General features: G+C 71.3%; 16 protein-coding genes and 1 tRNA gene. 6 read left to right on the top strand and 11 right to left on the bottom strand.

Annotated features, from left to right (window positions below):
- Positions 1-26 precede the first annotated feature (26 nt).
- Positions 27-110, bottom strand: a tRNA-Leu gene (locus ADK65_RS18410).
- A gap of 101 nt (positions 111-211) precedes the next feature.
- Between ADK65_RS18410 and ADK65_RS18405 the strand changes: the two genes are divergently transcribed.
- The gene (locus ADK65_RS18405) at positions 212-868 is read left to right on the top strand and encodes an ANTAR domain-containing response regulator (RefSeq protein ID WP_053671309.1); all 657 of its coding nucleotides are present in this window, start codon (positions 212-214) and stop codon (positions 866-868) included.
- 75 nt (positions 869-943) lie between these two features.
- On the opposite strand, the gene ADK65_RS18400 is transcribed toward ADK65_RS18405, so the two are convergent.
- The 8 genes from ADK65_RS18400 to ADK65_RS18365 form a co-directional block, all read right to left on the bottom strand.
- Positions 944-1,660, bottom strand: coding sequence for an ABC transporter ATP-binding protein (locus tag ADK65_RS18400; RefSeq protein WP_053671307.1), 717 nt, complete (start codon positions 1,658-1,660; stop codon positions 944-946).
- Positions 1,657-2,520, bottom strand: coding sequence for an ABC transporter ATP-binding protein (locus ADK65_RS18395; protein ID WP_053671305.1), 864 nt, complete (start codon positions 2,518-2,520; stop codon positions 1,657-1,659). The genes ADK65_RS18400 and ADK65_RS18395 overlap by 4 nt, the downstream gene beginning before the upstream one ends.
- A gap of 5 nt (positions 2,521-2,525) precedes the next feature.
- Complete coding sequence (locus ADK65_RS18390) at positions 2,526-4,340, bottom strand: branched-chain amino acid ABC transporter permease (RefSeq protein ID WP_053671303.1); 1,815 nt, start codon at positions 4,338-4,340, stop codon at positions 2,526-2,528.
- 4 nt (positions 4,341-4,344) lie between these two features.
- Entirely contained in the window at positions 4,345-5,274 is a 930-nt protein-coding gene (locus ADK65_RS18385; RefSeq protein ID WP_053671301.1) for a branched-chain amino acid ABC transporter permease, read from the bottom strand.
- 139 nt (positions 5,275-5,413) lie between these two features.
- Entirely contained in the window at positions 5,414-6,643 is a 1,230-nt protein-coding gene (locus tag ADK65_RS18380; RefSeq protein ID WP_053671299.1) for a branched-chain amino acid ABC transporter substrate-binding protein, read from the bottom strand.
- Positions 6,644-7,379: 736 nt separating this feature from the next.
- Entirely contained in the window at positions 7,380-8,252 is an 873-nt protein-coding gene (locus tag ADK65_RS18375) for a trypsin-like serine protease (protein ID WP_053671297.1), read from the bottom strand.
- A 154-nt stretch (positions 8,253-8,406) separates the two neighbouring features.
- Positions 8,407-8,895, bottom strand: a complete 489-nt coding sequence (locus tag ADK65_RS18370; protein WP_053671295.1) for a PaaI family thioesterase — start codon at positions 8,893-8,895, stop codon at positions 8,407-8,409.
- 56 nt (positions 8,896-8,951) lie between these two features.
- Complete coding sequence (locus ADK65_RS18365; RefSeq protein ID WP_053671293.1) at positions 8,952-11,231, bottom strand: FdhF/YdeP family oxidoreductase; 2,280 nt, start codon at positions 11,229-11,231, stop codon at positions 8,952-8,954.
- A gap of 250 nt (positions 11,232-11,481) precedes the next feature.
- On the opposite strand from ADK65_RS18365, the gene polA reads away from it, so the two are divergent.
- Together polA and ADK65_RS18355 are read left to right on the top strand one after the other, a co-directional pair.
- On the top strand, positions 11,482-14,208 hold the full coding sequence (gene polA / locus ADK65_RS18360) for a DNA polymerase I (RefSeq protein ID WP_053671291.1): 2,727 nt from the start codon (positions 11,482-11,484) through the stop codon (positions 14,206-14,208).
- Positions 14,209-14,443: 235 nt separating this feature from the next.
- Complete coding sequence (locus ADK65_RS18355) at positions 14,444-15,085, top strand: hypothetical protein (RefSeq protein WP_053671289.1); 642 nt, start codon at positions 14,444-14,446, stop codon at positions 15,083-15,085.
- Here the strand turns inward: ADK65_RS18355 and ADK65_RS18350 are convergent.
- On the bottom strand, positions 15,054-15,911 hold the full coding sequence (locus tag ADK65_RS18350) for a DUF4184 family protein (RefSeq protein ID WP_053671287.1): 858 nt from the start codon (positions 15,909-15,911) through the stop codon (positions 15,054-15,056). The two genes, ADK65_RS18355 and ADK65_RS18350, sit on opposite strands and share 32 nt — an antisense overlap.
- Before the next feature lie 341 nt (positions 15,912-16,252).
- Between ADK65_RS18350 and ADK65_RS18345 the strand changes: the two genes are divergently transcribed.
- The 3 genes from ADK65_RS18345 to ADK65_RS18340 all read left to right on the top strand — a co-directional run bounded on the left by ADK65_RS18345 (position 16,253) and on the right by ADK65_RS18340 (position 19,316).
- Complete coding sequence (locus ADK65_RS18345) at positions 16,253-18,013, top strand: lytic transglycosylase domain-containing protein (protein WP_053671285.1); 1,761 nt, start codon at positions 16,253-16,255, stop codon at positions 18,011-18,013.
- A gap of 150 nt (positions 18,014-18,163) precedes the next feature.
- Positions 18,164-18,298 carry an SPW_0924 family protein gene (locus tag ADK65_RS38090; RefSeq protein ID WP_107092318.1) on the top strand — a complete coding sequence of 45 codons (135 nt, stop codon included), beginning with the start codon at positions 18,164-18,166 and terminating at the stop codon, positions 18,296-18,298.
- A gap of 25 nt (positions 18,299-18,323) precedes the next feature.
- Positions 18,324-19,316 (top strand): DUF3068 domain-containing protein, encoded by a 993-nt coding sequence (locus ADK65_RS18340; RefSeq protein ID WP_053671283.1) that lies wholly within the window; start codon positions 18,324-18,326, stop codon positions 19,314-19,316.
- On the opposite strand, the gene hrpB is transcribed toward ADK65_RS18340, so the two are convergent.
- On the bottom strand, positions 19,306-21,846 hold the full coding sequence (hrpB, locus tag ADK65_RS18335) for an ATP-dependent helicase HrpB (RefSeq protein ID WP_053671281.1): 2,541 nt from the start codon (positions 21,844-21,846) through the stop codon (positions 19,306-19,308). The two genes, ADK65_RS18340 and hrpB, sit on opposite strands and share 11 nt — an antisense overlap.
- Positions 21,847-21,885: the final 39 nt, after the last annotated feature.

Raw genomic sequence — 21,885 nt, 5'->3', positions numbered from 1 at the left:
CGTGATACTCCGCTTTGATCTTGCGGTGCCCGGTGTGGGATTCGAACCCACATGCCCAAAGGGCACGGCATTTTGAGTGCCGCGAGTCTGACCAGTTCCTCCAACCGGGCAAGTCAGGGGACCGATGAGCAGTGTACCGGTTCACTACAGGGCCTTGCTGCTAGGTACGCTCTTGGGAGCAGTACCGGCCTGCCCCTACCAAGGAGCCCACGTGAGTGCCCCCGAGTCGCCCCAGCCTGTTGACGTGCCTGAAGAGGACAAGTCGCACGTGCCTCCGATGACGACGCGGGTCGTCATCGCCGAGGACGAGGCGCTGATCCGGCTCGATCTCAAAGAGATGCTGGAGGAGGAGGGGTACACCGTCGTCGGCGAGGCCGGGGACGGGGAGCAGGCCGTCGAGCTGGCCCGTGAGCACCGGCCCGACCTCGTGATCCTCGATGTGAAGATGCCGAAGCTGGACGGCATCTCGGCGGCCGAGAAGATCGCCGAGGAGAGCATCGCGCCGGTGCTGATGCTGACCGCCTTCTCGCAGCGCGACCTCGTGGAGCGCGCCCGGGACGCCGGGGCCATGGCGTACCTCGTCAAGCCGTTCAGCAAGACCGACGTCGTACCGGCGATCGAGATGGCCGTCTCGCGGTTCACGGAGCTGAAGGAGCTGGAGAAGGAGGTCGCCGACCTCACGCTCCGGCTGGAGACGCGCAAGCTGGTGGACCGGGCGAAGTCGATTCTGCAGACGGAGTACGGGCTGACCGAGCCGGCCGCGTTCCGGTGGATCCAGAAGACGTCGATGGACCGGCGGATGTCGATGCAGCAGGTCGCGGAGGCGGTCATTCAGGACGCCGACGAGAAGAAGGCCAACAAGGGCTGAGGACAAGACGGCGAGAGGCCCGTTCTCCTTCCGGACCGGAAGGAGAACGGGCCTCTTGGCGTGCGGGCCGGGACCTCAGTCCTCGCCCAGGTACGCCTTGCGCACCGACTCGTCGTGGAGCAGGTCCTGGCCCGTCCCGGAGAGGACGATGTTGCCGACCTCCATGACGTGGCCCTGGTCGGCGAGGGAGAGCGCGGCCTGGGCGTTCTGTTCGACGAGGAGGATCGTCGTGCCCTGGGACTTGAGCTCGGAGATGGTCGCCATGATCTTCTGCATCATGATGGGGGAGAGGCCCATGGAGGGCTCGTCGAGCATGAGCAGCTTGGGCTGGGACATGAGGGCGCGTCCCATGGCGAGCATCTGCTGTTCGCCGCCGGAGAGGGTTCCCGCGGCCTGCTTGCGACGTTCGCCCAGGATGGGGAAGAGGTCGTAGGCGCGCTGGATGTCCTTCTCGATGCCGTCCTTGTCCTTGCGGAGGAACGCTCCGAGCTGGAGGTTCTCGGCGATGGTGAGGCGGGGGAAGATGTGCCGGCCTTCGGGGGAGTGGGCGAGGCCGAGGGCGACGATCTTGTGCGCGGGGACCCCGCTGAGGGGCTTGCCGTCGAAGAGGATCTTTCCGGCGGTGGGCTTGAGGAGGCCCGACAGGGTGCGCAGGGTGGTGGTCTTGCCGGCGCCGTTGGTGCCGATGAGGGTGACGACCTGGCCGGCTTCGACGCTGAAGGAGATGCCCTTGACGGCTTCGATCTTGCCGTAGGAGACCCGGAGGTCTTCGACCTCGAGGAGTGCGGTCACTGGGCTTCTCCCTTGGTGCTGCTGGTGGTGCTGGGCGCTTCGGCGGCGGCTTCGGCGGCCTCGACCTCGGCGGCTTCGGCTTCTCCGGGGTCGCCTTCGAAGGGCTCTCCGAGGTAGGCGGCGATGACGCGTTCGTCGGCCTGGACGACGTCGGAGGTGCCTTCGACGAGTTTTTCGCCCTGGACGAGGACGGCGACGCGGTCGGAGAGGTTGAAGACGAAGCGCATGTCGTGCTCGATGAGGAGGACGGCGATGCCCCGGTCGCGGATGGCGAAGACCAGTTCCTCGGTGGCCCGTGTCTCCTGGGGGTTCATGCCGGCGGTGGGCTCGTCGAGGAGCAGCAGGCCGGGCTCGGAGGCCATGGCGCGGGCGATCTCGAGCTTGCGCTGTTCGCCGTAGGGGAGGTTGCGGGCGAGGTGGTCGCGCTTGTGGGCGAGGCCGATGAACTCCAGGAGTTCCATGGCGCGTTCCTCGCTGGCGCGTTCGGCCTTCTTGAAGCCGGGGCCGCGCAGGAGGGCGGACCAGAGGCCTTCCTTGGTGCGGGTGTGGCGTCCGACGAGGACGTTTTCCAGGACCGTCATGTTGGCGAACAGGCGGATGTTCTGGAAGGTGCGGGCGATGCCGGCCTGGGTGACCAGGTGGGGCTTCGGGGGGAGGACGGTGCCCTTGTAGGAGACGGTGCCCTCGGTGGGGACGTAGAGGCCGGTCAGGCAGTTGAAGAAGGTGGTCTTGCCGGCGCCGTTGGGGCCGATGAGTCCGACGATCTCGCCGGCGTTGACCGTGAAGTCGACGGAGCGTACGGCGGTGAGGCCGCCGAAGCGCATGGTGACGTCGCGTGCTTCGAGTACAGGTGTGGTCATGGTTCTTACGCCCCCGCCTTGGTGACGGCCGGTTCGTCGGTCAGCGTGGTCTGTTTGGGTACGTCGAGTTGGCCGGTCTCGTGGAATTCGAGCTGGCGCCGGCGGTTGGCGATGATGCCTTCGGGGCGGAAGCGCATCAGGAGGATGAGCGCGAGGCCGAAGGCGAGGAGCGACTTGTCCTGGAGGAAGACCAGCTTCTCGGGGAGCAGGTAGAGCAGGGCCGCGCCGAGGAGCGGGCCGGCCACGGTGCCCATGCCGCCGAGGACGACCGCGGCCAGGAGGAACGCGGAGTTGGGCGGGGTGGAGCCGGCGAACTGGTACGGCGTGGGGACGACGCTGTAGGTGACGTGGGCGCTGACGGTGCCGGCGAGGCCGGCGAGGGAGGCGCCGAGGGCGAAGGCGACGAGTTTGACGCGGAAGCCGTTGATGCCCATGGCGGTGGCGGCGGTCTCGTCTTCGCGGATGGCGATCCAGGAGCGGCCGATGCGGGAGTCCGCGGCGCGTGTGTAGACCAGGACCACGATGGCCATGATGAGGACCATCAGCAGGTAGTAGTTGGCGAAGCGGCCGAGGGTGAATCCGCCGATGTCGTGGGCCTGGCCGAGGTTGAACCCGAAGAGGTTCAGGTCGGGGATGGAGGCGATGCCGTTGGGGCCGTTGGTGACGTCGGGTCCGGACTGGCCGTCCATGTTGTTGACGGCGATGCGGAAGATCTCTCCGAAGCCGAGGGTGACGATGGCGAGGTAGTCGCCGCGCAGTCGCAGGGTCGGGGCGCCGATGAGGACGCCGAAGACGAGGGATGCGGCGGCGCCGGCCAGGGCGGAGGCCCAGAAGGGCAGGTGGACGCCGGAGATGGTGGAGAACTCGGAGCCGGAGACGAGCGCGGCGGTGTAGGCGCCGACGCCGAGGAAGGCGACGTATCCGAGGTCGAGGAGTCCGGCGAGGCCGACGACGATGTTGAGGCCGAGGGCCACGGTCCCGAAGATCAGGATGTTGACGCCGATGTTGGCGTAGTGGTCGTCGGTCTGGGTGAAGGGGAAGGCGATGGCCGCCGCGAAGCCCATGGCGAGGGTGAAGCTGCGGTTGGCGGCGACGATGGCCGAGAAGCGGTCCATCAGGCCGGCGGTGTGCAGCGCCCACATGGCGAAGGTGACGACGAAGAGGTAGCCGATGAAGAGTTCGCCGTACTCGGTGTCGATGCCGTAGGTGAAGACGCCGAGGCCGATGATGGTGACCACGGTGATGACGGCCCGCTGGATCCAGGGCGCTGTGGCCTGGGCGGCGGGGATGCGGTCGGGCTTGGCGATGTAGGCCTTGATGGCTTCCTTGGTGCCGTCGGTTCGGTTGCGCTCCTGGGGGAGGGCGAAGGCGCCGAGGACGGGCAGCAGGGAGGCGACGGCCGCTATCCAGCCACCGGGTTCGAGGTTGATGACGCCGCCGAGCTGGGCGCTGATGGCGATGACGGTGAACCAGGTGACGGTGAATCCGCCGAGCGCGTTGAGTACCAGGGGTGCGTTGTTGCGGGCGGGGAGCAGCCAGCCGAGTCCGGGGACGCCGTAGGAGGCGAGGGCGAACAGGGCGGTGAGGACGCCGGCGGTGAAGGTGAGCCACTGCAGGCCGCCGGGGTAGCCGTTGTAGGTGAGGTCGCCGGGGAATTCGGCGGTCCAGGTCCAGGCGAGGAACGCGGAGGCGGCGGTGGCGATGCCGCCGGCGAGCAGCAGGCCGCGGGCGGCGGCGGTGGGCAGCGGGATGAGACCGCGCGGGGCGGGCGTCGGGGTGGGGACGGCGTCCGGTGCCGGGGTCTTGGTCGTCTCGGTCATGTGATCACGCCCTGTCCGCGACGCGCTCGCCGAGCAGGCCCTGTGGCCTGAAGAGGAGCACGAGGATGAGGAGGCAGAAGGCCCAGACGTTGGCCCAGCTCTGGCCGCCGAGCTGCTGCATGCCCGGGATCTCGTCGATGTAGGCCGAGGCGAGGGTTTCGGCGATGCCGAGGACGACGCCGCCGAGCATGGCGCCGTAGATGTTGCCGATGCCGCCGAGGACGGCCGCGGTGAAGGCCTTGAGGCCCATGAGGAAGCCCATGCGGTAGTCGACGTTGCCGTACTTGAGTCCGTAGGCGACGGCGGCGACGGCGGCGAAGAAGCCGCCGATGGCGAAGGCGATGACGATGATGCGGTTGGTGTCGATGCCCATGAGCTGCGCGGTGTCGGGGTCCTGCGCGGTGGCCTGCATGGCGCGGCCGGTGCGGCTGCGGCGCACGAAGAGGGCGAGGGCGGCCATGCAGATGACGGCGGCCAGGATGAGGAAGATGTCGGCGTCCTTGATGGTGACGGAGCCGATGTCGTGGGTGGAGTCGAGGCCGGGGAAGGCGCGGGCGCGGTCGGCGCCGGGGTAGAAGTTGCGCACGACCTCCTGGAGGGCCAGGGAGAGGCCGATGGCGGTGATGAGGGGCGCCAGGCGTGGGGCTCCGCGCAGGGGGCGGTAGGCGAACCGTTCCGCTCCGACGGCGATGAGGATGGCCACGAGGGCGCCGCCGATGAGCATCATCGGTACGGCGATGGCCATCGAGGTGCCGTCGGGAAGGATGTAGAAGTAGACCGTGAGGGCGCCGAAGGCCCCGGTCATGAAGATCTCGCCGTGCGCGAAGTTGATGAGCTGGACGATGCCGTACACCATCGTGTAGCCGATGGCGATCAGCCCGTACATCGAGCCGAGAAGCAGCCCGTTGGCCAGCTGTTGCGGCAGGGTGTTCACCGCATGGCCTCCATGTCGCTGGTGGTCGTGTGCACTGGATGTGTGCGTGGTCGTGTGCTGTGTGGGGGTGTGGAAACGGGCCGCGCGGTCGGGGTCCTCCTTCCGCGCGGCCCGTGGTGCGGCGTTGTGGCGGGCCGGGTTACTTCAGGTCGGCGGTGCCGGTCTCCACGTCCTTCCAGGCACCCTTCTCGACCTGGTAGACCGTCAGCTGCTTGTTGGTGGTGTCGCCGTACTGGTCGAAGGAGATCTTGCCGGTGAGGCCTTCGAAGTCGGACTTCTGGACGCCCTCGACGACCTTGGAGCGCAGGTCGTTGATGTCGGCGGGCACCTTGCCGCCGTTGGCGTCGGCCGCGGCCTTGACGGCCTTGATGATGGCGGTGGCGGCGTCGTAGGCGTAGGCGCCGTACGCGCCGTAGTCGCCCTTGTAGCCCTTGTCCTTGTACGTCTGGATGAACGTCTTGGCCGCGGGGAGGGTGTCGGCGGGGACACCGATGGCGGTGGCGAGGTCGCCCTCGGAGGACTTGCCGGCGGCCTCGATGTAGGTGGAGGCGAACATGCCGTCGCCGCCGAACAGCGGGATCTTGACGCCGGCGTCCTTGAGCTGCTTGGTGATCAGCGCGGACTCGTCGTACTGGCCGCCGTAGTAGAGCAGGTCGGCGCCGGAGTTCTTGATCTTGGTGACGAGGGAACCGAAGTCCTTGTCGCCGGTGTTGACGTGGTCGGTGCCGACGACCTTGCCGCCGAGCTTCTTGTACTGCTCGTTGAAGATCTTCGCGAGGCCCGCGCCGTAGGTCTGCTTGTCGTCGACGACGAAGGCCTTCTTCTTCTTGAGGCCGTTGTACGCGTAGCCGGCGGCGAAGCTGCCCTGCAGTTCGTCGGTGGTGGCGGTGCGGAAGTAGGTCTTGAACGGGCGCTTCTTGTCGGTCTGCCAGTTCTTGCCCTGGGTGAGCTCGGGCGCGGTGTTGGCCGGGGAGATCTGGACCATGTTGGCCGAGGCGAAGACCTGCTGCATCGTCTGGGCGACGCCGGAGTTCAGCGGGCCGACGGCGCCGACGGCGGTCTTGTCGCCGACGATGCTGGTGGCGTTGGACTGGCCGGTGGCGGGCTGCGCCTTGTCGTCCAGGGCCTTGAGCTTGAACTTCACGCCCGGGACCCAGTTGTTCTTGTTGGCGTCGTCGACGGCGATCTGGGCGCCGTACTGGATGCCGAGGCCGGTGGTGGAGTTCTCACCGGAGAGGGGGGCGTCGACGCCGATGGTCAGCGTGGTGCCGCTCCCGTTGTCTCCGCCCTTGTCACCGCTGTCGTCTCGGGAGCCGCAGGCGGTGAGAGTCAGAGCTCCGGTCGTGAGAACGGAGGTAAGAATCACCAAGGAACGCTGTCGCACAATCAGTCCTTTCACAGGCAGGCCCCGCCCTGGTCGGGGGGTGAGTGCCGCGCTGGTACCGAACTCCCGATGGAGGCGGTGACTGGCCGTGACTCTAAGCCCGGGGTAAGGGCAGGGTCAGCGGCGCGGGCTCGCTTGTGACTTTCTTGTTATGACGGCGTGGATGCCCGGTCTCCGCGGCGGGCCCTCTCGGCGGGTTTGGTGGTTTTTCGCCGAGGTCCGCATTCTGAGAACCCGCACTTCCGGTTGGCCGTGGCTGAGATCATGCGGTTGCGGGAATGTGTGCCCGACCAGCAAGATCGGAAAGGTTCCGGGCGTGGGCCCGGCCGAAGGTGAAACCGCGGCGTTGTATTGCGCGCGCGTTACGGAGCGTCACGCCAGGAATTGCGTGGTCTGTACACAGGAAATTCCCGCGCTATCGGAATCGGCGATATTCCACGGGATGCGGCGGGTCGCTTGCCGGACCGGGGCCGCGCGCGATGCGGCGCGGACGGTGCGGTGGCGATGCCGGAGCCGAACCCGCTCATTCGCGCGACGGGTTGAGCGGCTCGGCCGGGTAACGGCGGTGCTGGGGCGAGGTGTTGGGGCCGTCCGCGTCCGGCCGGCTCTCCCGGGTGCGTGACAGCCGCCCCGCCGGTCCGTGTCGTGCGCGGAGCGGCGGGGCGGCCGGCGTGCCATGCGGCCGATGGCATCCGATGCCGCCGCACACCGGTGACGCGGGTTACGGCAGCTTCACGAACGGCGAGAGGAAGGCGCGGGCGCCGGGGGTGTCCAGGCGGTACGTCACGTTGGTCGCGTAGCAGGGGGTGTCGCCGGTGATGGTGGTGGCGGCCAGGATCCGCCTGCCGCCGATCATGGCGAAGTTGGGTCCGCCCGAATCGCCGTAGCAGGCGCCGCCGTTGCCCTGGGGCGCTGTCATCGCGAGCCGGGCCCAGGAGTCGTTGAGGGCGTTGAACGTGACGGGTGCCTTCATCCGGACGCCGCCGCCGGGGTGGGTCTGGCCGCCGGGTCCGTTGACGGCCTCCTGGGTGCCGTATCCGGCGACGAGCCAGTCGGTGTCGTTCAGGCCCCGCGGGCCGAGTGCGCCGAGCTGGTTCGCGGTGGGCAGGGTCGCCGGGGTGAAGCTCCAGCGGGCCCTGACCTGGGCGGCGGGCAACTGGATCACCGCGATGTCGTGGGTGTCGGAGGCGGGCCCCGGGTACGCGGGGTGGGTGTGGGCGGCGCCCGGGACGGCGACGGAGGCGGCCTGCGCGGCCGGGTCGCCCGGGTACTTCCTCGCCGCCGCGTCGAGTCCCGACTGCACGTCCTGGTCGAGGGAGACGTAGAACCGCACGTCGTCGGGCCAGTCCGAGGTGCAGTGCGCGGCGGTCAGGAAGGTGTCCGCGTCGATCATGGTGCCGGAGCAGACCCAGTCGACGCGGTCGGGGGTCGCCGGGTCGCCGTCGTCGTCCCAGGTGGCCACGAGTGCGCCCACCTCGGTGCGTTCGGGGGCGGGGGTGGCGTTGTAGGAGTTGACGGCGGAGGACGGCAGCGCGGTGGCGAGCACGGTGGCACAGGCCGCGGCGGTGACGGCGAAGGCGCGTACGGAGGTCAAGAGAAACCCTTCTGCGGGTGGGACGGGTCTTCTCCTGTGGGGGTGGGCGCCAGTGAAATGCCCGGAGGGCGGCCGCGACAAGAGCGCGCCCGCCTCTCCAGGGTTTTCCCTACGTCGGGCGGCACGCCGGTGAGTACGGCGTCCGGCCCGGCGGTCAGTTCGCGGCGCGGATGAGTTCCTCGTCGCCCGGCTTGACGTCGCGCAGCAGGCAGGTCAGCCGGGCCGTGCACACCCTTTTGTCGCTTTCGTCCGTGATGACGATCTCGTACGTGGCGGTCGACCGCCCCCGGTGGACCGGTGCGGCCACACCGGTGACCAGCCCGGAGCGCACCCCGCGGTGGTGGGTGCAGTTCAGGTCGACACCCACGGCGATCTTGGAGCTGCCGCCGTGCAGCATCGACCCGATCGAGCCCAGGGTCTCGGCCAGCACCGCGGAGGCCCCGCCGTGCAGCAGCCCGTAGGGCTGGGTGTTGCCTTCCACCGGCATCGTGCCGACGACCCGGTCCGCCGACGCCTCGGAGATCTGGACGCCCATCCGGTTCCCGAGGTGGCCCGCGGAGAACAGGGCCAGGAGGTCCACGCCGAGCGCGGCGTACTCGTCGATGACCTCTTGCGGGAACTTCACATGCTGCTGCTCACCCATTGGGCCCTGCTCCGTTCGTCCTCGTCACTCGGCTGCCTGCTTCACTGAGCGAACGCTCAGTCGGTCGCCGATTGTTCCAGACGCACCACGACGGACTTGCTGGCCGGGGTGTTGCTGGTGTCCGCCGTGGCATCCAGCGGCACCAGGACGTTGGTCTCCGGGTAGTACGCGGCCGCGCAGCCCCGGGCCGTCGGGTAGTGCACGACACGGAAACCGGGTGCACGGCGCTCCACACCGTCCTTCCACTCGCCGACCAGGTCGACGTACGACCCGTCCGCCAGCTTCAGGGCCCGCGCGTCCTCGGGGTGGACCAGCACCACCCGGCGGCCGTTCCTGATGCCCCGGTAGCGGTCGTCGAGCCCGTAGATCGTGGTGTTGTACTGGTCGTGCGAACGCAGCGTCTGCAGCAGCAGGCGGCCCTCGGGCAGCCGCGGGTACTCCACGGGCGCGGCGGTGAAGTTGGCCTTGCCGGTGGCCGTGGGGAAGCGGCGCTCGTCGCGCGGGGCGTGGGGGAGCGCGAAGCCTCCCGGGCGGGCCACGCGCGCGTTGAAGTCCTCGAAGCCCGGGATCACGCGCGCGATGCGGTCCCGGATCGTCGCGTAGTCCTTCTCGAACTCCTCCCACGGAGTGCGGCTGTTCTCGCCGAGCACGCGGCGGGCCAGCCGGCTGACGATGGCCGGCTCCGACAGCAGATGCCGGCTCGCGGGCTCCAGGCGCCCCCGGGAGGCGTGCACCATGCCCATCGAGTCCTCCACCGTCACGAACTGCTCGCCGCTGCCCTGCAGATCGCGCTCGGTGCGGCCGAGCGTCGGCAGGATCAGGGCACGCGCGCCCGTGACCGCGTGGCTGCGGTTCAGCTTCGTCGACACGTGCACGGTCAGCCGGGCCCGTCGCACGGCCGCCTCGGTGACGTCCGTGTCGGGGGACGCCGCGACGAAGTTGCCGCCCATGGCGAAGAAGACCTTCGCCTCGCCGTCGCGCAGAGCGCGGATGGCGCGCACGACGTCATAGCCGTGCCGTCGCGGGGGCGTGAAGCCGAACTCCTTCTCCAAGGCGTCCAGAAAGGCCGGGGCGGGCCGCTCGAAGATGCCCATCGTGCGGTCGCCCTGCACGTTCGAGTGCCCGCGCACCGGGCACACGCCCGCGCCCGGGCGGCCGATGTTGCCGCGCAGCAGGAGGAAGTTGACGACCTCGCGGATCGTGGGGACGGAGTGCTTGTGCTGGGTGAGGCCCATCGCCCAGCACACGATGGTGCGCCGCGAGCCGAGAACCATCCGCAGGGCCTTCTCGATCTCCTCCCGGGTCAGACCGGTCGCCGTGAGCGTCTCGTCCCAGTCGGCGGCGCGGGCGGCCTCGGCGAACTCCTCGTAGCCGTGCGTGTGCTCCCGCACGAACGTCTCGTCGACCGCGCCGTCCGTCTGGAGGATCAGCTTGTTCAGCAGCCGGAACAGCGCCTGGTCGCCGCCGATGCGGATCTGCAGGAAGAGGTCGGTGAGCGCCGCGCCCTTGAGCATGCCCTGCGGGGTCTGCGGATTCTTGAAGCGCTCCAGGCCCGCCTCGGGCAGCGGATTGACGCTGATGATCTTCGCGCCTCCGGCCTTGGCCTTCTCCAGCGCGGACAGCATGCGCGGGTGGTTCGTCCCCGGGTTCTGCCCGGCGACGATGATCAGATCGGCCTTGTGGAGGTCCTCCAGCAGGACGCTGCCCTTGCCGATGCCGATCGTCTCCGACAGGGCCGAGCCGGACGACTCGTGGCACATGTTCGAGCAGTCGGGCAGGTTGTTCGTGCCGAGCTCGCGCGCGAACAGCTGGTAGAGGAACGCGGCTTCGTTGCTGGTACGGCCGGAGGTGTAGAAGACGGCCTCGTCCGGGGAGGCCAGCGCCTCGATCTCCTCACCGATGATGTCGAAGGCGCGCTCCCAGGTGACCGGCTCGTAGTGCGAGCCGCCCTCGGGCAGGTACATGGGGTGGGTGAGCCGGCCCTGCTGCCCGAGCCAGTAGCCGCTGCGACCGGCCAGACCGGCGACCGGGTGCGCGGCGAAGAACTCGGGCGTGACCCGGCGCAGGGTGGCCTCCTCGGCCACGGCCTTGGCGCCGTTCTCGCAGAACTCCGCCTTGTGCCGGTGCTCCGGCTCGGGCCAGGCGCAGCCGGGGCAGTCGAAGCCGTCCTTCTGGTTCACGCTCAGCAGCGTCAGCGCGGTGCGCCGCACACCCATCTGCTGCTGGGCGATCCGCAGGGTGTGCCCGATCGCCGGGAGCCCGGCGGCCGCGTGCTTCGGGCCGGCGACCTGCGGCGCGTCCTGGACCGGATCGCTCGTGGGCGGCTTCGACGCCATCGCACACTCCCCTTCGACTGCGCTGTGAGACAAGCCTCCGAATCCTCCCACGCCCCGGTGACAGCGGATACGGGCGGGCCGGGGGGGAAGCGGGGGAGCCCGGGGCCCACCATGGGGGGCATGCCCGAGCGCGGCACTCGCGGGCGTGCCCGGGCCCGGCAGTCGCGCGCGGGGGCGAGTGGGGCGTGCCCGAGCCCGGCACCCGCGGGGGCGGGACCGAGTGTCAGTGGGGCGTGGCAGGATCGGGGGCGTGGCAGAGACAGCATCGAAGACGACCGACCAGACCTCCGGCGGCAGCCGGCCGCGACTGATGCTCATGGACGGGCACTCGCTGGCCTACCGCGCGTTCTTCGCGCTGCCCGCGGAGAACTTCACCACCGCGACGGGCCAGCCGACGAACGCGATCTACGGCTTCGCGTCGATGCTCGCCAACACGCTGCGCGACGAGGCGCCCACGCACTTCGCGGTCGCCTTCGACGTCTCCCGCAAGACCTGGCGGTCCCAGGAGTTCACGGAGTACAAGGCGAACCGCTCCAAGACCCCGGACGAGTTCAAGGGCCAGGTCGATCTGATCTGCGAGCTGCTGGACGCGATGGGTGCCGCCCGCTTCGCGGTGGACGGCTTCGAGGCGGACGACGTCATCGCAACGCTCGCCACCCAGGCCGAGGCCGAGGGCTTCGAGGTGCTGATCGTCACAGGCGACCGCGACTCGTTCCAGCTGGTCAGCGAGCACACCACGGTGCTGTACCCGACCAAGGGCGTCTCCGAGCTGACCCGGTTCACCCCGGAGAAGGTGTTCGAGAAGTACGGACTGACGCCCGCGCAGTACCCCGACTTCGCGGCCCTGCGCGGCGACCCCTCGGACAACCTGCCCGGCATCCCCGGCGTCGGTGAGAAGACCGCCGCGAAGTGGATCAACCAGTTCGGTTCCTTCGCGGAGCTCGTCGAGCGCGTCGAGGAGGTCAAGGGCAAGGCCGGCCAGAACCTCCGCGACCACCTGGAGTCCGTCAAGCTCAACCGCCGGCTCACCGAACTGGAGCGCCGCGTCGAGCTGCCCAAGGGGGTCACCGAGCTGGAGCGCGCGCCGTACGACCGCAAGGCCGTCGCGATGGTCCTGGACACCCTGGAGATCCGCAACCCGTCGCTGCGCGAGCGGCTCTTCGCCGTCGACCCCGGCGCCGAGGAGGCCGAGACCACCCCGATCAGCGCCGAGGGCGTGGAGCTGGACGGCACGGTGCTCGGCACCGGCGAGCTGTCCGCCTGGCTCACCGAGCACGGCACGCAGCCCCTCGGCATCGCCACGGTCGACACCTGGGCCCTCGGCACCGGCTCCGTCGCCGAGGTCGCCCTCGCCGCGCCCGGAGGGCCCGCCGCCTGGTTCGACCCCTCCCAGCTGGACGAGGCAGACGAGCGGGCCTTCGCGGCCTGGCTCTCCGACGCCGAGCGGCCGAAGGTCTTCCACAACGCCAAGGGCGCCATGCGGGTCTTCGCCGAGCACGGCTGGAGCGTCGAGGGCGTGCGCATGGACACCGCGCTCGCCGCGTACCTGGTCAAGCCGGGCCGCCGCTCCTTCGACCTGGACGCGCTGTCCCTGGAGTACCTGCACCGTGAGCTGACCCCGGCCGCCGCGGCCGACGGCCAGCTCGCCTTCGGCGCGGACGACGCCGCCGAGGCCGAGGCCCTGATGATCCAGGCCCGGGCCGTCCTCGACCTGGGCCAGGCCTTCGAGAGCCGTCTGGAGGAGGTCGGCGCCGCCGACCTGCTGCGCGACATGGAGCTGCCCACGTCCGTGCTGCTCGCCCGCATGGAGCGGCACGGCATCGCGGCGGACCGGTCCCACCTGGAGGCCATGGAGCAGATGTTCGCCGGCGCCGTCCAGCAGGCGGTCAAGGAGGCCCACGCGGCGGCCGGGCACGAGTTCAACCTGGGCTCGCCCAAGCAGCTCCAGGAAGTCCTGTTCGGCGAGCTGGCGCTGCCCAAGACCAAGCGGACCAAGACCGGCTACACCACGGACGCCGACGCTCTCGCCTGGCTCGCCACGCAGACGGACAGCGAACTGCCGGTGATCATGCTCCGGCACCGCGAGCAGGCCAAGCTCCGCGTCACCGTCGAGGGCCTGATCAAGACGATCGCCGCGGACGGCCGCATCCACACGACCTTCAACCAGACCGTCGCCGCCACCGGCCGCCTCTCCTCCACCGACCCGAACCTGCAGAACATTCCGGTCCGCACCGACGAGGGCCGCGCCATCCGCCGCGGCTTCGTCGTCGGCGAGGGCTTCGAGTCGCTGATGACGGCCGATTACAGCCAGATCGAACTGCGCGTGATGGCGCACCTCTCCGAGGACGAGGGCCTGATCGAGGCGTTCACCTCCGGCGAGGACCTGCACACCACGGCCGCCTCCCAGGTCTTCGCGGTCGAGCCGACCGCCGTCGACGCCGAGATGCGCCGCAAGATCAAGGCCATGTCGTACGGCCTGGCGTACGGCCTCTCCGCCTTCGGCCTCTCCCAGCAGCTGAACATCGAGGCGGCGGAGGCCCGCGCCCTGATGGACGCCTACTTCGAGCGGTTCGGCGGCGTACGGGACTATCTGCGGCGGGCGGTCGACGAGGCCCGGGCGACGGGCTACACGGCGACGCTCTTCGGACGCCGCCGCTACCTGCCCGACCTCAACAGCGACAACCGCCAGCGCCGCGAGGCCGCCGAGCGCATGGCCCTCAACGCGCCGATCCAGGGCACGGCGGCCGACATCGTCAAGATCGCCATGCTCAAGGTGGACGACGCGCTGCGGGAAGCCGGCCTCGCCTCCCGCATGCTCCTCCAGGTCCACGACGAGATCGTGCTGGAGGTCGCCCCCGGGGAGCGGGCGTCCGCCGAGGAACTGGTCCGCAGGGAGATGGCGAACGCCGTCGACCTCCGTGTCCCCCTGGGCGTCTCGGTGGGTTCGGGCGCGGACTGGGAGTCGGCAGCCCACTAGCCGCCGCGCGGCAGGGCCGGGTCGCTCCCGCAGTCCGGTGCCCGGCCGGGGTGCTCCTGCGCCTCGGCCGGGGCGCTCGGGTTCCCCGTGCGGGCAACGCGCCGGGGTCCCGGCCGGGCCCGGGGGAGCAGGATGCCCCAGCCGCCCACCGGCCCTGCCCCTCCCCACGTGAACCGTCACTCGCGTGGCCCCCGAGAAGGCGCCCCCTCCCCGGGGGGTCGCAAAGATGCGGGGCATGGGTATACGCACGTTCCTCAGCCGCACGGGCCCAGGCGTGGCATCGCAGCCGGTCCCGGCGTTCGAGGCCGCCGCGAGTACGGTTCGTGTCCCCGTCACCTTCGGCACGGCCCTGCGCCGCGCGACGGCGGACCTCCGACAGCGTCTGGCCGTCGGCGGACGGCGCCCCTTCGGCGGTGCCGGTCCTGTTGCCGGCACGGCTCTCCCCGGTGCAGTCGGCCCGACCGCCGCTCCTGCCCTCGCCGGGGCCGACGATCCGGCCGCTCCGACCGGTCTCGTCGGCACCGACGCCCTGGTCGCTCTGACCGCTCTCGTCGGCACCAAGGCCGTGGTGGACCTCGCCGGCGTCGTCGATCCCGCCGCCCTGGCCGGTCTCGTCGCCGGCGCGACCACGCCGGCCAGGAGCGGTCCACAGCCCGTCACCGGCCCCGCTCCCGTCGAGATCCGGTTCCCCGGCACGCCCGGCATACCCGGCGGCCAGGGCAAACCCTCCCGCCCCTGGGTCCGGTTGGCCCGCGGCTACCTCACCCTCGTTCTCACGCTGCTCCCGCGTCCCCGCCCCGCGCACACCACCATCACCGTGTACATCACGACGAACGGCGGCGCCGTCAGCGAGCGGCCGGGCGGCTCGGCTCCGTAGCCGCGGCGGGGGCGGGATCGACGGGAACCGGAACCGGACGCCGCACCCGGACCGCCATGGCGTAGAGCAGCAGCGCGGGGACGAGCCCCGCGCCCGCGCCGAAGCACACCGTCGGAATGATCTCCCACGGTTTCGCGGCCGAGCCCCAGTACGCCCACCACCGTGACGCCCGCTGCACCGCACCCACCACGGCGAAGCCGCAGATCACGGCCGCGGCCGCCCACCGGTCCCGGTACGCCAGCACGGGGATCCCCACCGGCTCGCCCCCCGGCGCCCGCCGCAGCGCGTGCACCACGAACACGGCGATCACCACCGCGGCCACCGCCGAACCGCCGTACTGCAGGTACCAGTACAGCGGTGAGCCCGCCACCTCCCGGCCCAGCACCGGGAACAGCCGCATCCCCCACCGGTCGAGATGCGTGAACGCGTCCCAGACCACATGGGTCGACGCCCCGAGCACCGCGGAGGCGTACCACCGCGCCACCAGCGACGGCCGCACCCGCGCGCGCGGCGCCCCGCACCGCAGCAGGGCCGCAACCCGCGCCTGCCGGGTCCGCGGCAGCAACGCGACGAGCGGTTCACGCACCAGCAGCCACAACCCCACCAGCGCCCAGGCGATGAGCACATCGACCGTGAACACACCGGGGAACCCGTGCGTGACGTCGCCGAACTCCATGGCCTCGGGAAGGACACTCGCCGCGTAGTAGGTCATGTCGGGCGCGAAGGAACCCGCCACGAGCACGGCGGGCACCAGCGGGCCCCGGCCGGTGCCGTCGGCGCGGACGGCGGGCAGCACGGCTGCCGCATGGCTCAGCGTGAACGGCAACTCGGCTCCTCGCGACGGTCGTTGCACCGGGCCGGAGCGCCCGGCGGTCAGTGGCCCAGTATGCGGGATGTCGCCCTGCCGACCGGCGTCACCACCGCACATGACCACCTGGTGAAAAACGGTCACGAACGGGTGCCCGGTCAAAAGAAGTTGCCGTAGGGTCGCCAGAGTCGCCGCGCGGGGAGCGCGTCGAATGCGCGACGGCGGTAAAGAGGAAAGCACGCACGAGAACAGAGTTGTGGCTGTCGGAGGGCAACCCCTCGGGCGGTTGGATCGTCACAACAGGGCGGACACTGCAGACGTAGACGGACGCTCGGGCGTCCACGGGAGGGGTTCACTCTATGGCGGCGCAATTCGGCAGGAGGCTCTGCAAAGGGGCGGCGACGACCGCCGTGGCCGCGGTAGCGGTCGCGGCCCTGTCCGCCTCTCAGGCTCCGGGCGTGAACGACCACGGCAGACAGACCGCCGCCGACGCCACACCCTCCCCCGAAGTGAATGCCTCCCGCGGCAGCGCCACCGGCAACTCGCCGTACTACACGGACCTGCCCCCGCTGAAGAGCCCGAACCCGTCGCCGACCACGGGCCCCGGCCCCGGCGGCACGGGCACGACGGAAGCCGGCATCCCCGCGACCGTCCTCGACGCCTACAAGAAGGCGGAGGCCTCGCTGCGCGAGTCCAAGCCCGGCTGCAACCTGCCCTGGCAACTCCTCGCGGCCATCGGCCGGGTGGAGTCGGGGCAGGCGCGCGGCGGCCGCGTCGACGCCGACGGCACCACCATCAAGAAGATCCTCGGGCCGCAGCTCGACGGCAACGGCTTCGCCCTCATCAAGGACACCGACGACGGCGCGTACGACGGCAACAGCTCGTACGACCAGGCCGTCGGCCCCATGCAGTTCATCCCCTCCACCTGGGCCTGGGCCGGCCGCGACGGCAACGCCGACGGCAAGAAGGACCCGAACAACATCTACGACGCAGCGCTCGCCGCCGGCCACTACCTGTGCCGCAACAACTGGGACCTGTCCCGGCAGGACGACCTGGACCGGGCGATCCTCAGCTACAACAACTCGCGCGACTACCTCAGCCTCGTCATGAGGTGGCTGGATTACTACCGCAAGGGCACCCACGAGGTCCCGGACGGCACCGGCACCCTGCCCGACAACCGCAGCGACGACGGCGCGGGCGCGAGCCCGGCGCCCACCACGCCGGGCGTCACCCCACCGGGTGTGACCTCTCCGGGCGGCTCGAAGCCCAAGCCGCCCGTCTCGGGCCCCGGCAGGCCCGAGAAGCCCGGCGGCGGCGGTACGACGACCCCGAAGCCGCCCACCTCGCCGCCCGCCGGCACCCCGTCGTCGCCTCCCGCGACGCCGCCCACCCCCACCGACACGGTGGACCACCTGGAGGACGCCGGTACCGGAAAGCTCGCGGCCATGGCCGGCGACGCGTTCGACCGGCGGATCAGCACCCGCGCCGAGACCGAGGCGGGCAAGGCCGTCGCCAAGGTCAGGGTCCGCTTCACCATCGTCGGCGACACGGACACCACGTTCACCGGCGGCGAGAGCGTGGCCACGGTCGCCACCAACAGCTCCGGTGTGGCCGTGGCGCCCGCCCTCGTAGCGGGGGAGGAGACCGGCGCCGTCACCATCCGCGCCACGGTGGTGGGGCGGACCGTCCCGGGCCTCGACTACAAGGCCACCGTGACCGAGCGCGCGGCAGACGCCCTCGTCCGTACCGGTGACGCCGCACTGACCTGCGCCCCCGGCGGGGAGTTCGCTAGCCGGGTCGAGGTGAAGGCGACCTACAAGGGCGCCGTCGCCGACGGCGTCGCGGCCACCGCCACGCTGATCAAGTCGGCGGACGACCCGACCGTCGCCGACAAGGGCCCCTACTTCAAGGACGCCGACGGCAAGACCGTCCGCACCCTCACGGGTCTGAAGACGGACGCGAAGGGCCTGCTGAAACTGCCCGGGCTGTACGCCGACGACACCACCGGCACGTTCCTGCTCCGCGTCACCACGGCAGGCGGGGCGACGCTCACGGTCGAACTGACCGTGGCCGCTGCCGAGACGTCCTCGCCGAGCCCGTCGGCCAGCCCGAGCGCGTAGCTCTCAGGTACGACAGACGACGCCCCTCCTTACAAGGAGGGGCGTTGTTGTGTGTGCAACGTGTTCTCATCTCCGTCGCGCGTTGCTACGGTGCCGAGGAACCTGACGGGGCATCAGTTCCCCCCGTTCCGACCCGTGGGGAGGTTCCGCATGCGCGCTCTCATCGCCGCCGCCACCGGTCTGGCCCTCGCGTTCGCCGTGATCCTGACGCTGACCGCCCTCGGCTCCCCGTCCGGCGGGACGTCCCCGAAGCCGCTGCTGACGACCGTGCCCGCACACCCCTGACCGCCCGCCCGGGAGGGAGGCCGAGATGCGCCGCAAGGCCGGCCTGGTCCTGCTCGCCCTCGCCGTGTTCTTCGCGGCGCTGTCCCCGCTGTTGCGCTGGTACGCCTTCCCGCGCCTCGCCAAGGTTCCCGCGAACCAGTACCAGGACATGGTCCTGGAGGCGAAGGACGCCACCCTCCTCGACTACGGCACGATGAAGGCGAAGAAGGTCTCCAAGGTCACGATCGTCCAGACCCTCAAAGGCGACGTGGAGGCCTCCGAGCGGATCGAGGAGTCGGCGGGCCGGGACGTCGTCGTCTGGGACGGCCTGTCCTACGTCGTCGGCCCCGACGGGGCGATGGTCTCCAAGATCCCCGAGCGCTACATCTTCGACGCCCACACCCAGGAGCCCGTCCACGCCACCGGCGAGATGGTCGACGGCGACCCGGTGCGCCGCCGGGGCATCGAGTTCAAGTGGCCCTTCCTGACAGAGAAACGGGACTACGAGTACTTCGACGCCCAGGCCCGCGTCACCGCGCCCATCGCCTACCAGGGCACCCGTGACTTCCGGGGCCTGGAGGTCTACTACTTCGAGCAGACCATCCCCTGGACCAAGGTGAAGATCCCCAGGAGCCTGCCCGTCAAGGGCCTCACCCCCGAGGCGGTGGCGCAGACCGGCACGACCCGCTGGTACACCACGGTCCGCAGGTTCTGGGTCGAACCCCTCACCGGCGCGCCCGTCTACGGGGAGGAGATCCACCGGGAGGAACTGCGCGGAGGCAGCCTCCTCGGCGACCGCGAAAAGGTGACCGCGTTCGCCGGACACGTGAAGATGCGTGAGGACTACATCGCGCACACCGTCGACCTGGTGAAGTCCCAGCGGCTGCTCGTCCTGCTCATGACCTCCTACCTGCCGTGGGGCTTCCTGGCTCTCGGCGTACTCCTGCTGATCCTCGCCCTGTACCTGGAGGCCCGCGGCCGCCGCCCCTCCGGCCCGGCCTCCACGGCGGCCGGGAGACCCTCGTCGGTCAGCGCCTGAGCCGCGCGTTGGTGTGCCGCGTCGGCTCGGCGCCCGCCGGGTCCTCGGGCCACGGATGCTTCGGATACCGCCCCCGCAGCTCCGCCCGCACCCCCTTGTAGCCGTCCCGCCAGAACGAGGCGAGGTCGGCGGTGACGGCGGCAGGCCGCCCGGCCGGGGACAGCAGATGCACGAGCAGCGGCACCCCGGCCACCCGGGGCGACTCCTGGAGCCCGAACATCTCCTGCAGCTTCACCGCCAGGACGGGCTGCTCGGGCCGCGACCAGTCGATCCGGACCCTCGACCCGCTCGGCACCGTCCACCGCTCAGGCGCCAGCTCGTCGAGCCGTCCCGCCTGACCGGAAGCCCACGGCAGCAGCCGGGCGAGTGCCTCCCCGGCGTCGATCCGCGCCAGATCGGCCCGCCGCCGGGCCCGGCCCAGCTCCGGCTCCAGCCACTCCTCCACGCGCGCGTGGAGCGCCTCGTCGGACACGTCCGGCCAGGGCTCACCGAGATGCAGCCGCAGGAACGCGAGCCGCTGCCGCAGGACGCCGGCCTCCGCCGACCACCGCAGCAACCCGAACCCCTCCCGCCGCAGCCCGTCGAGCAACGCACCGCGCACGAGGCCCGCGTCGGCGTCCCGCAGCGCCCGCACGGTCAGCTCCACGGCTCCCAGCCGCTCCACCCGCCGCGCCACGACGTCCCCGCCGTCCCACCCGACCTCGTCCCGCTCCTCCAGCAGCGCCCCCGCGGCGAACCGGGCCACGTCCTCGTCCACCACCGCCCCCGACTGCACGCGCGCGTGCCCCCGGCCGACGGGCCGGTCCGCCACGGCGACGGCCACCCACTCCGCACCCCGCAGCGCACTCCCCGCGCCGGCCTCCGCCCGCGTTCCGGACACCATCAGGTGCGAGCCGCCATCGGCCCTGGCGACCCGCTCGGGAAAGGCGAGCGCGGCGACGAGGCCCACTCGGCGCTCCTCGGTGAGTTTCCCGAGAACCTCTGTCCCGGCCTCCGGACGCCGGTCGCGGACGGGTGGGTGGGAGATCTCCCCGACGGCGGCCCGCAGCCGCCGGACCTCACTGCGCCACCGCGCGGCATAGGCGTCGCCCCCATGCCGAGCACGACGCAAGGCGCCCGCCAGATCATCGCCGTACTCCCGCGGAGCCTCCTCGCTCAGCAGGGCGACCACCTCAGCGGCCCGCTCGGCCCCGACAAGGGGGGCGGAGTCGAGCAGCGCCCGCCCCAGTCGGGGATGCGCCCCCACCCGGCTCAGCCGGACTCCCCGCTCCGTGGCCCGTCCGGAGGAGTCGACCGCACCCACCGCCGTCAGGACGTCCCGCGCCGCCGCCATCGCCCCACTCGGCGGCCCGTCCAGCAGCGCGAGCCCGGACGCGTCCGGATCCCCCCAGCACGCCACCTGCAGCGCGAACGCCGTCAGGTCGGCCACCTTGATCTCCGGCGACGGATACCGCGGCAGCCGCGCGTCCTCGGCCTCCGCCCAGCACCGGTACACCGCCCCGGGCGCCTCACGTCCGGCCCGCCCCGCCCGTTGCCACCCGGCGGCCTGCGACGCCCGTACCGTCGTCAGCGCGCTCAGCCCGCGCGCGTGGTCCACCCTCGGCTCGCGCGCCAGCCCCGAATCCACCACCACCCGCACCCCGGGCACGGTCAGCGACGACTCCGCGACGGACGTGGCCAGCACGACCCGCCGCCGCTCCCCGGGCACCAGCACCGCGTCCTGCACGGCAGCCGGCGCCCTCCGGTGCACCTGGAGCACCTCCAGGTCCCCGAGACCGCCGAGCTGCCCGGCGACCCGGGCGATCTCCCCCACGCCCGGCAGGAAACACAGCACGTCCCCGTCCCGCTCGGTCAGGGCCCGGCGGACCACGGCCGCCACATGCGTCAGCAACGCCGGATCGACCCGCATCCCGTGCGGCGGGCGGACGGGCCGCGCCGGAGGCGCCCACACGGTCTCGACCGGGTGAGCGGTCCCCTGTGCCTCGACCACCGGCGCTCCGCCCAGCAGCCGCGCCCACCCCTGCGCGTCGGTCGTCGCCGAGGCGGCCACCAGCCGCAGCTCCGGCCGCAGCGTCTGCCGCACGTCCCACAGGAACGCCGCCGCGGTGTCCGCGTCCAGGTGCCGCTCGTGGCACTCGTCGAGCACCACCACGTCGGCACCGGCCAGCTCCTGGTCCCGTTGCAGCCGCTGCACCAGCACACCGGTGGTCACGACCTCCACGCGCGTGTGCCGCCCGACGGCACGCTCCCCGCGCACGGTGTAGCCGACGCTCTCGCCGGGCTTCTCACCCAGCAGCCACGCCATCCGCCGCGCCGCCGCCCGGGCCGCGATCCGCCGCGGCTCGGCGACGACCACCCGCCGCCCGGGCCCCTCCCCGAGCAGCCCTGCGAGGGCCAGTGGCACCAGGGTCGTCTTGCCGGTGCCGGGCGGCGCCACCAGGACGGCGGTGCCGTGCCCCTCCAGGGCGTCGGCCAGGGCGGGCAGGGCACCGCGTACGGGCAGGGCTTCCAGGGCGTCGTAACGGATCACGCCCTCAGTGTCGTACGCGCGGGAAGAGGTCCCACGCGC

This window comes from Streptomyces sp. NRRL B-1140, from assembly GCF_001280065.1.
In the GTDB taxonomy this organism is placed as follows: Bacteria; Actinomycetota; Actinomycetes; order Streptomycetales; family Streptomycetaceae; genus Streptomyces.
Note: the sequence above shows the minus strand (reverse complement) of the source record. Positions and strands in the feature narration are given on the sequence as shown.

Excerpts from the sequence above, each read along its gene's own strand:
- ADK65_RS18395 (WP_053671305.1), bottom strand. The coding sequence starts at position 2,520 with ATGACCACACCTGTACTCGAAGCACGCGACGTCACCATGCGCTTCGGC.
- ADK65_RS18390 (WP_053671303.1), bottom strand. The coding sequence starts at position 4,340 with ATGACCGAGACGACCAAGACCCCGGCACCGGACGCCGTCCCCACCCCG.
- ADK65_RS18370 (WP_053671295.1), bottom strand. The coding sequence starts at position 8,895 with ATGGGTGAGCAGCAGCATGTGAAGTTCCCGCAAGAGGTCATCGACGAG.
- ADK65_RS18365 (WP_053671293.1), bottom strand. The coding sequence starts at position 11,231 with ATGGCGTCGAAGCCGCCCACGAGCGATCCGGTCCAGGACGCGCCGCAG.
- ADK65_RS18355 (WP_053671289.1), top strand. The coding sequence starts at position 14,444 with ATGGGTATACGCACGTTCCTCAGCCGCACGGGCCCAGGCGTGGCATCG.
- ADK65_RS18345 (WP_053671285.1), top strand. The coding sequence starts at position 16,253 with ATGGCGGCGCAATTCGGCAGGAGGCTCTGCAAAGGGGCGGCGACGACC.
- ADK65_RS38090 (WP_107092318.1), top strand. The coding sequence starts at position 18,164 with ATGCGCGCTCTCATCGCCGCCGCCACCGGTCTGGCCCTCGCGTTCGCC.
- ADK65_RS18340 (WP_053671283.1), top strand. The coding sequence starts at position 18,324 with ATGCGCCGCAAGGCCGGCCTGGTCCTGCTCGCCCTCGCCGTGTTCTTC.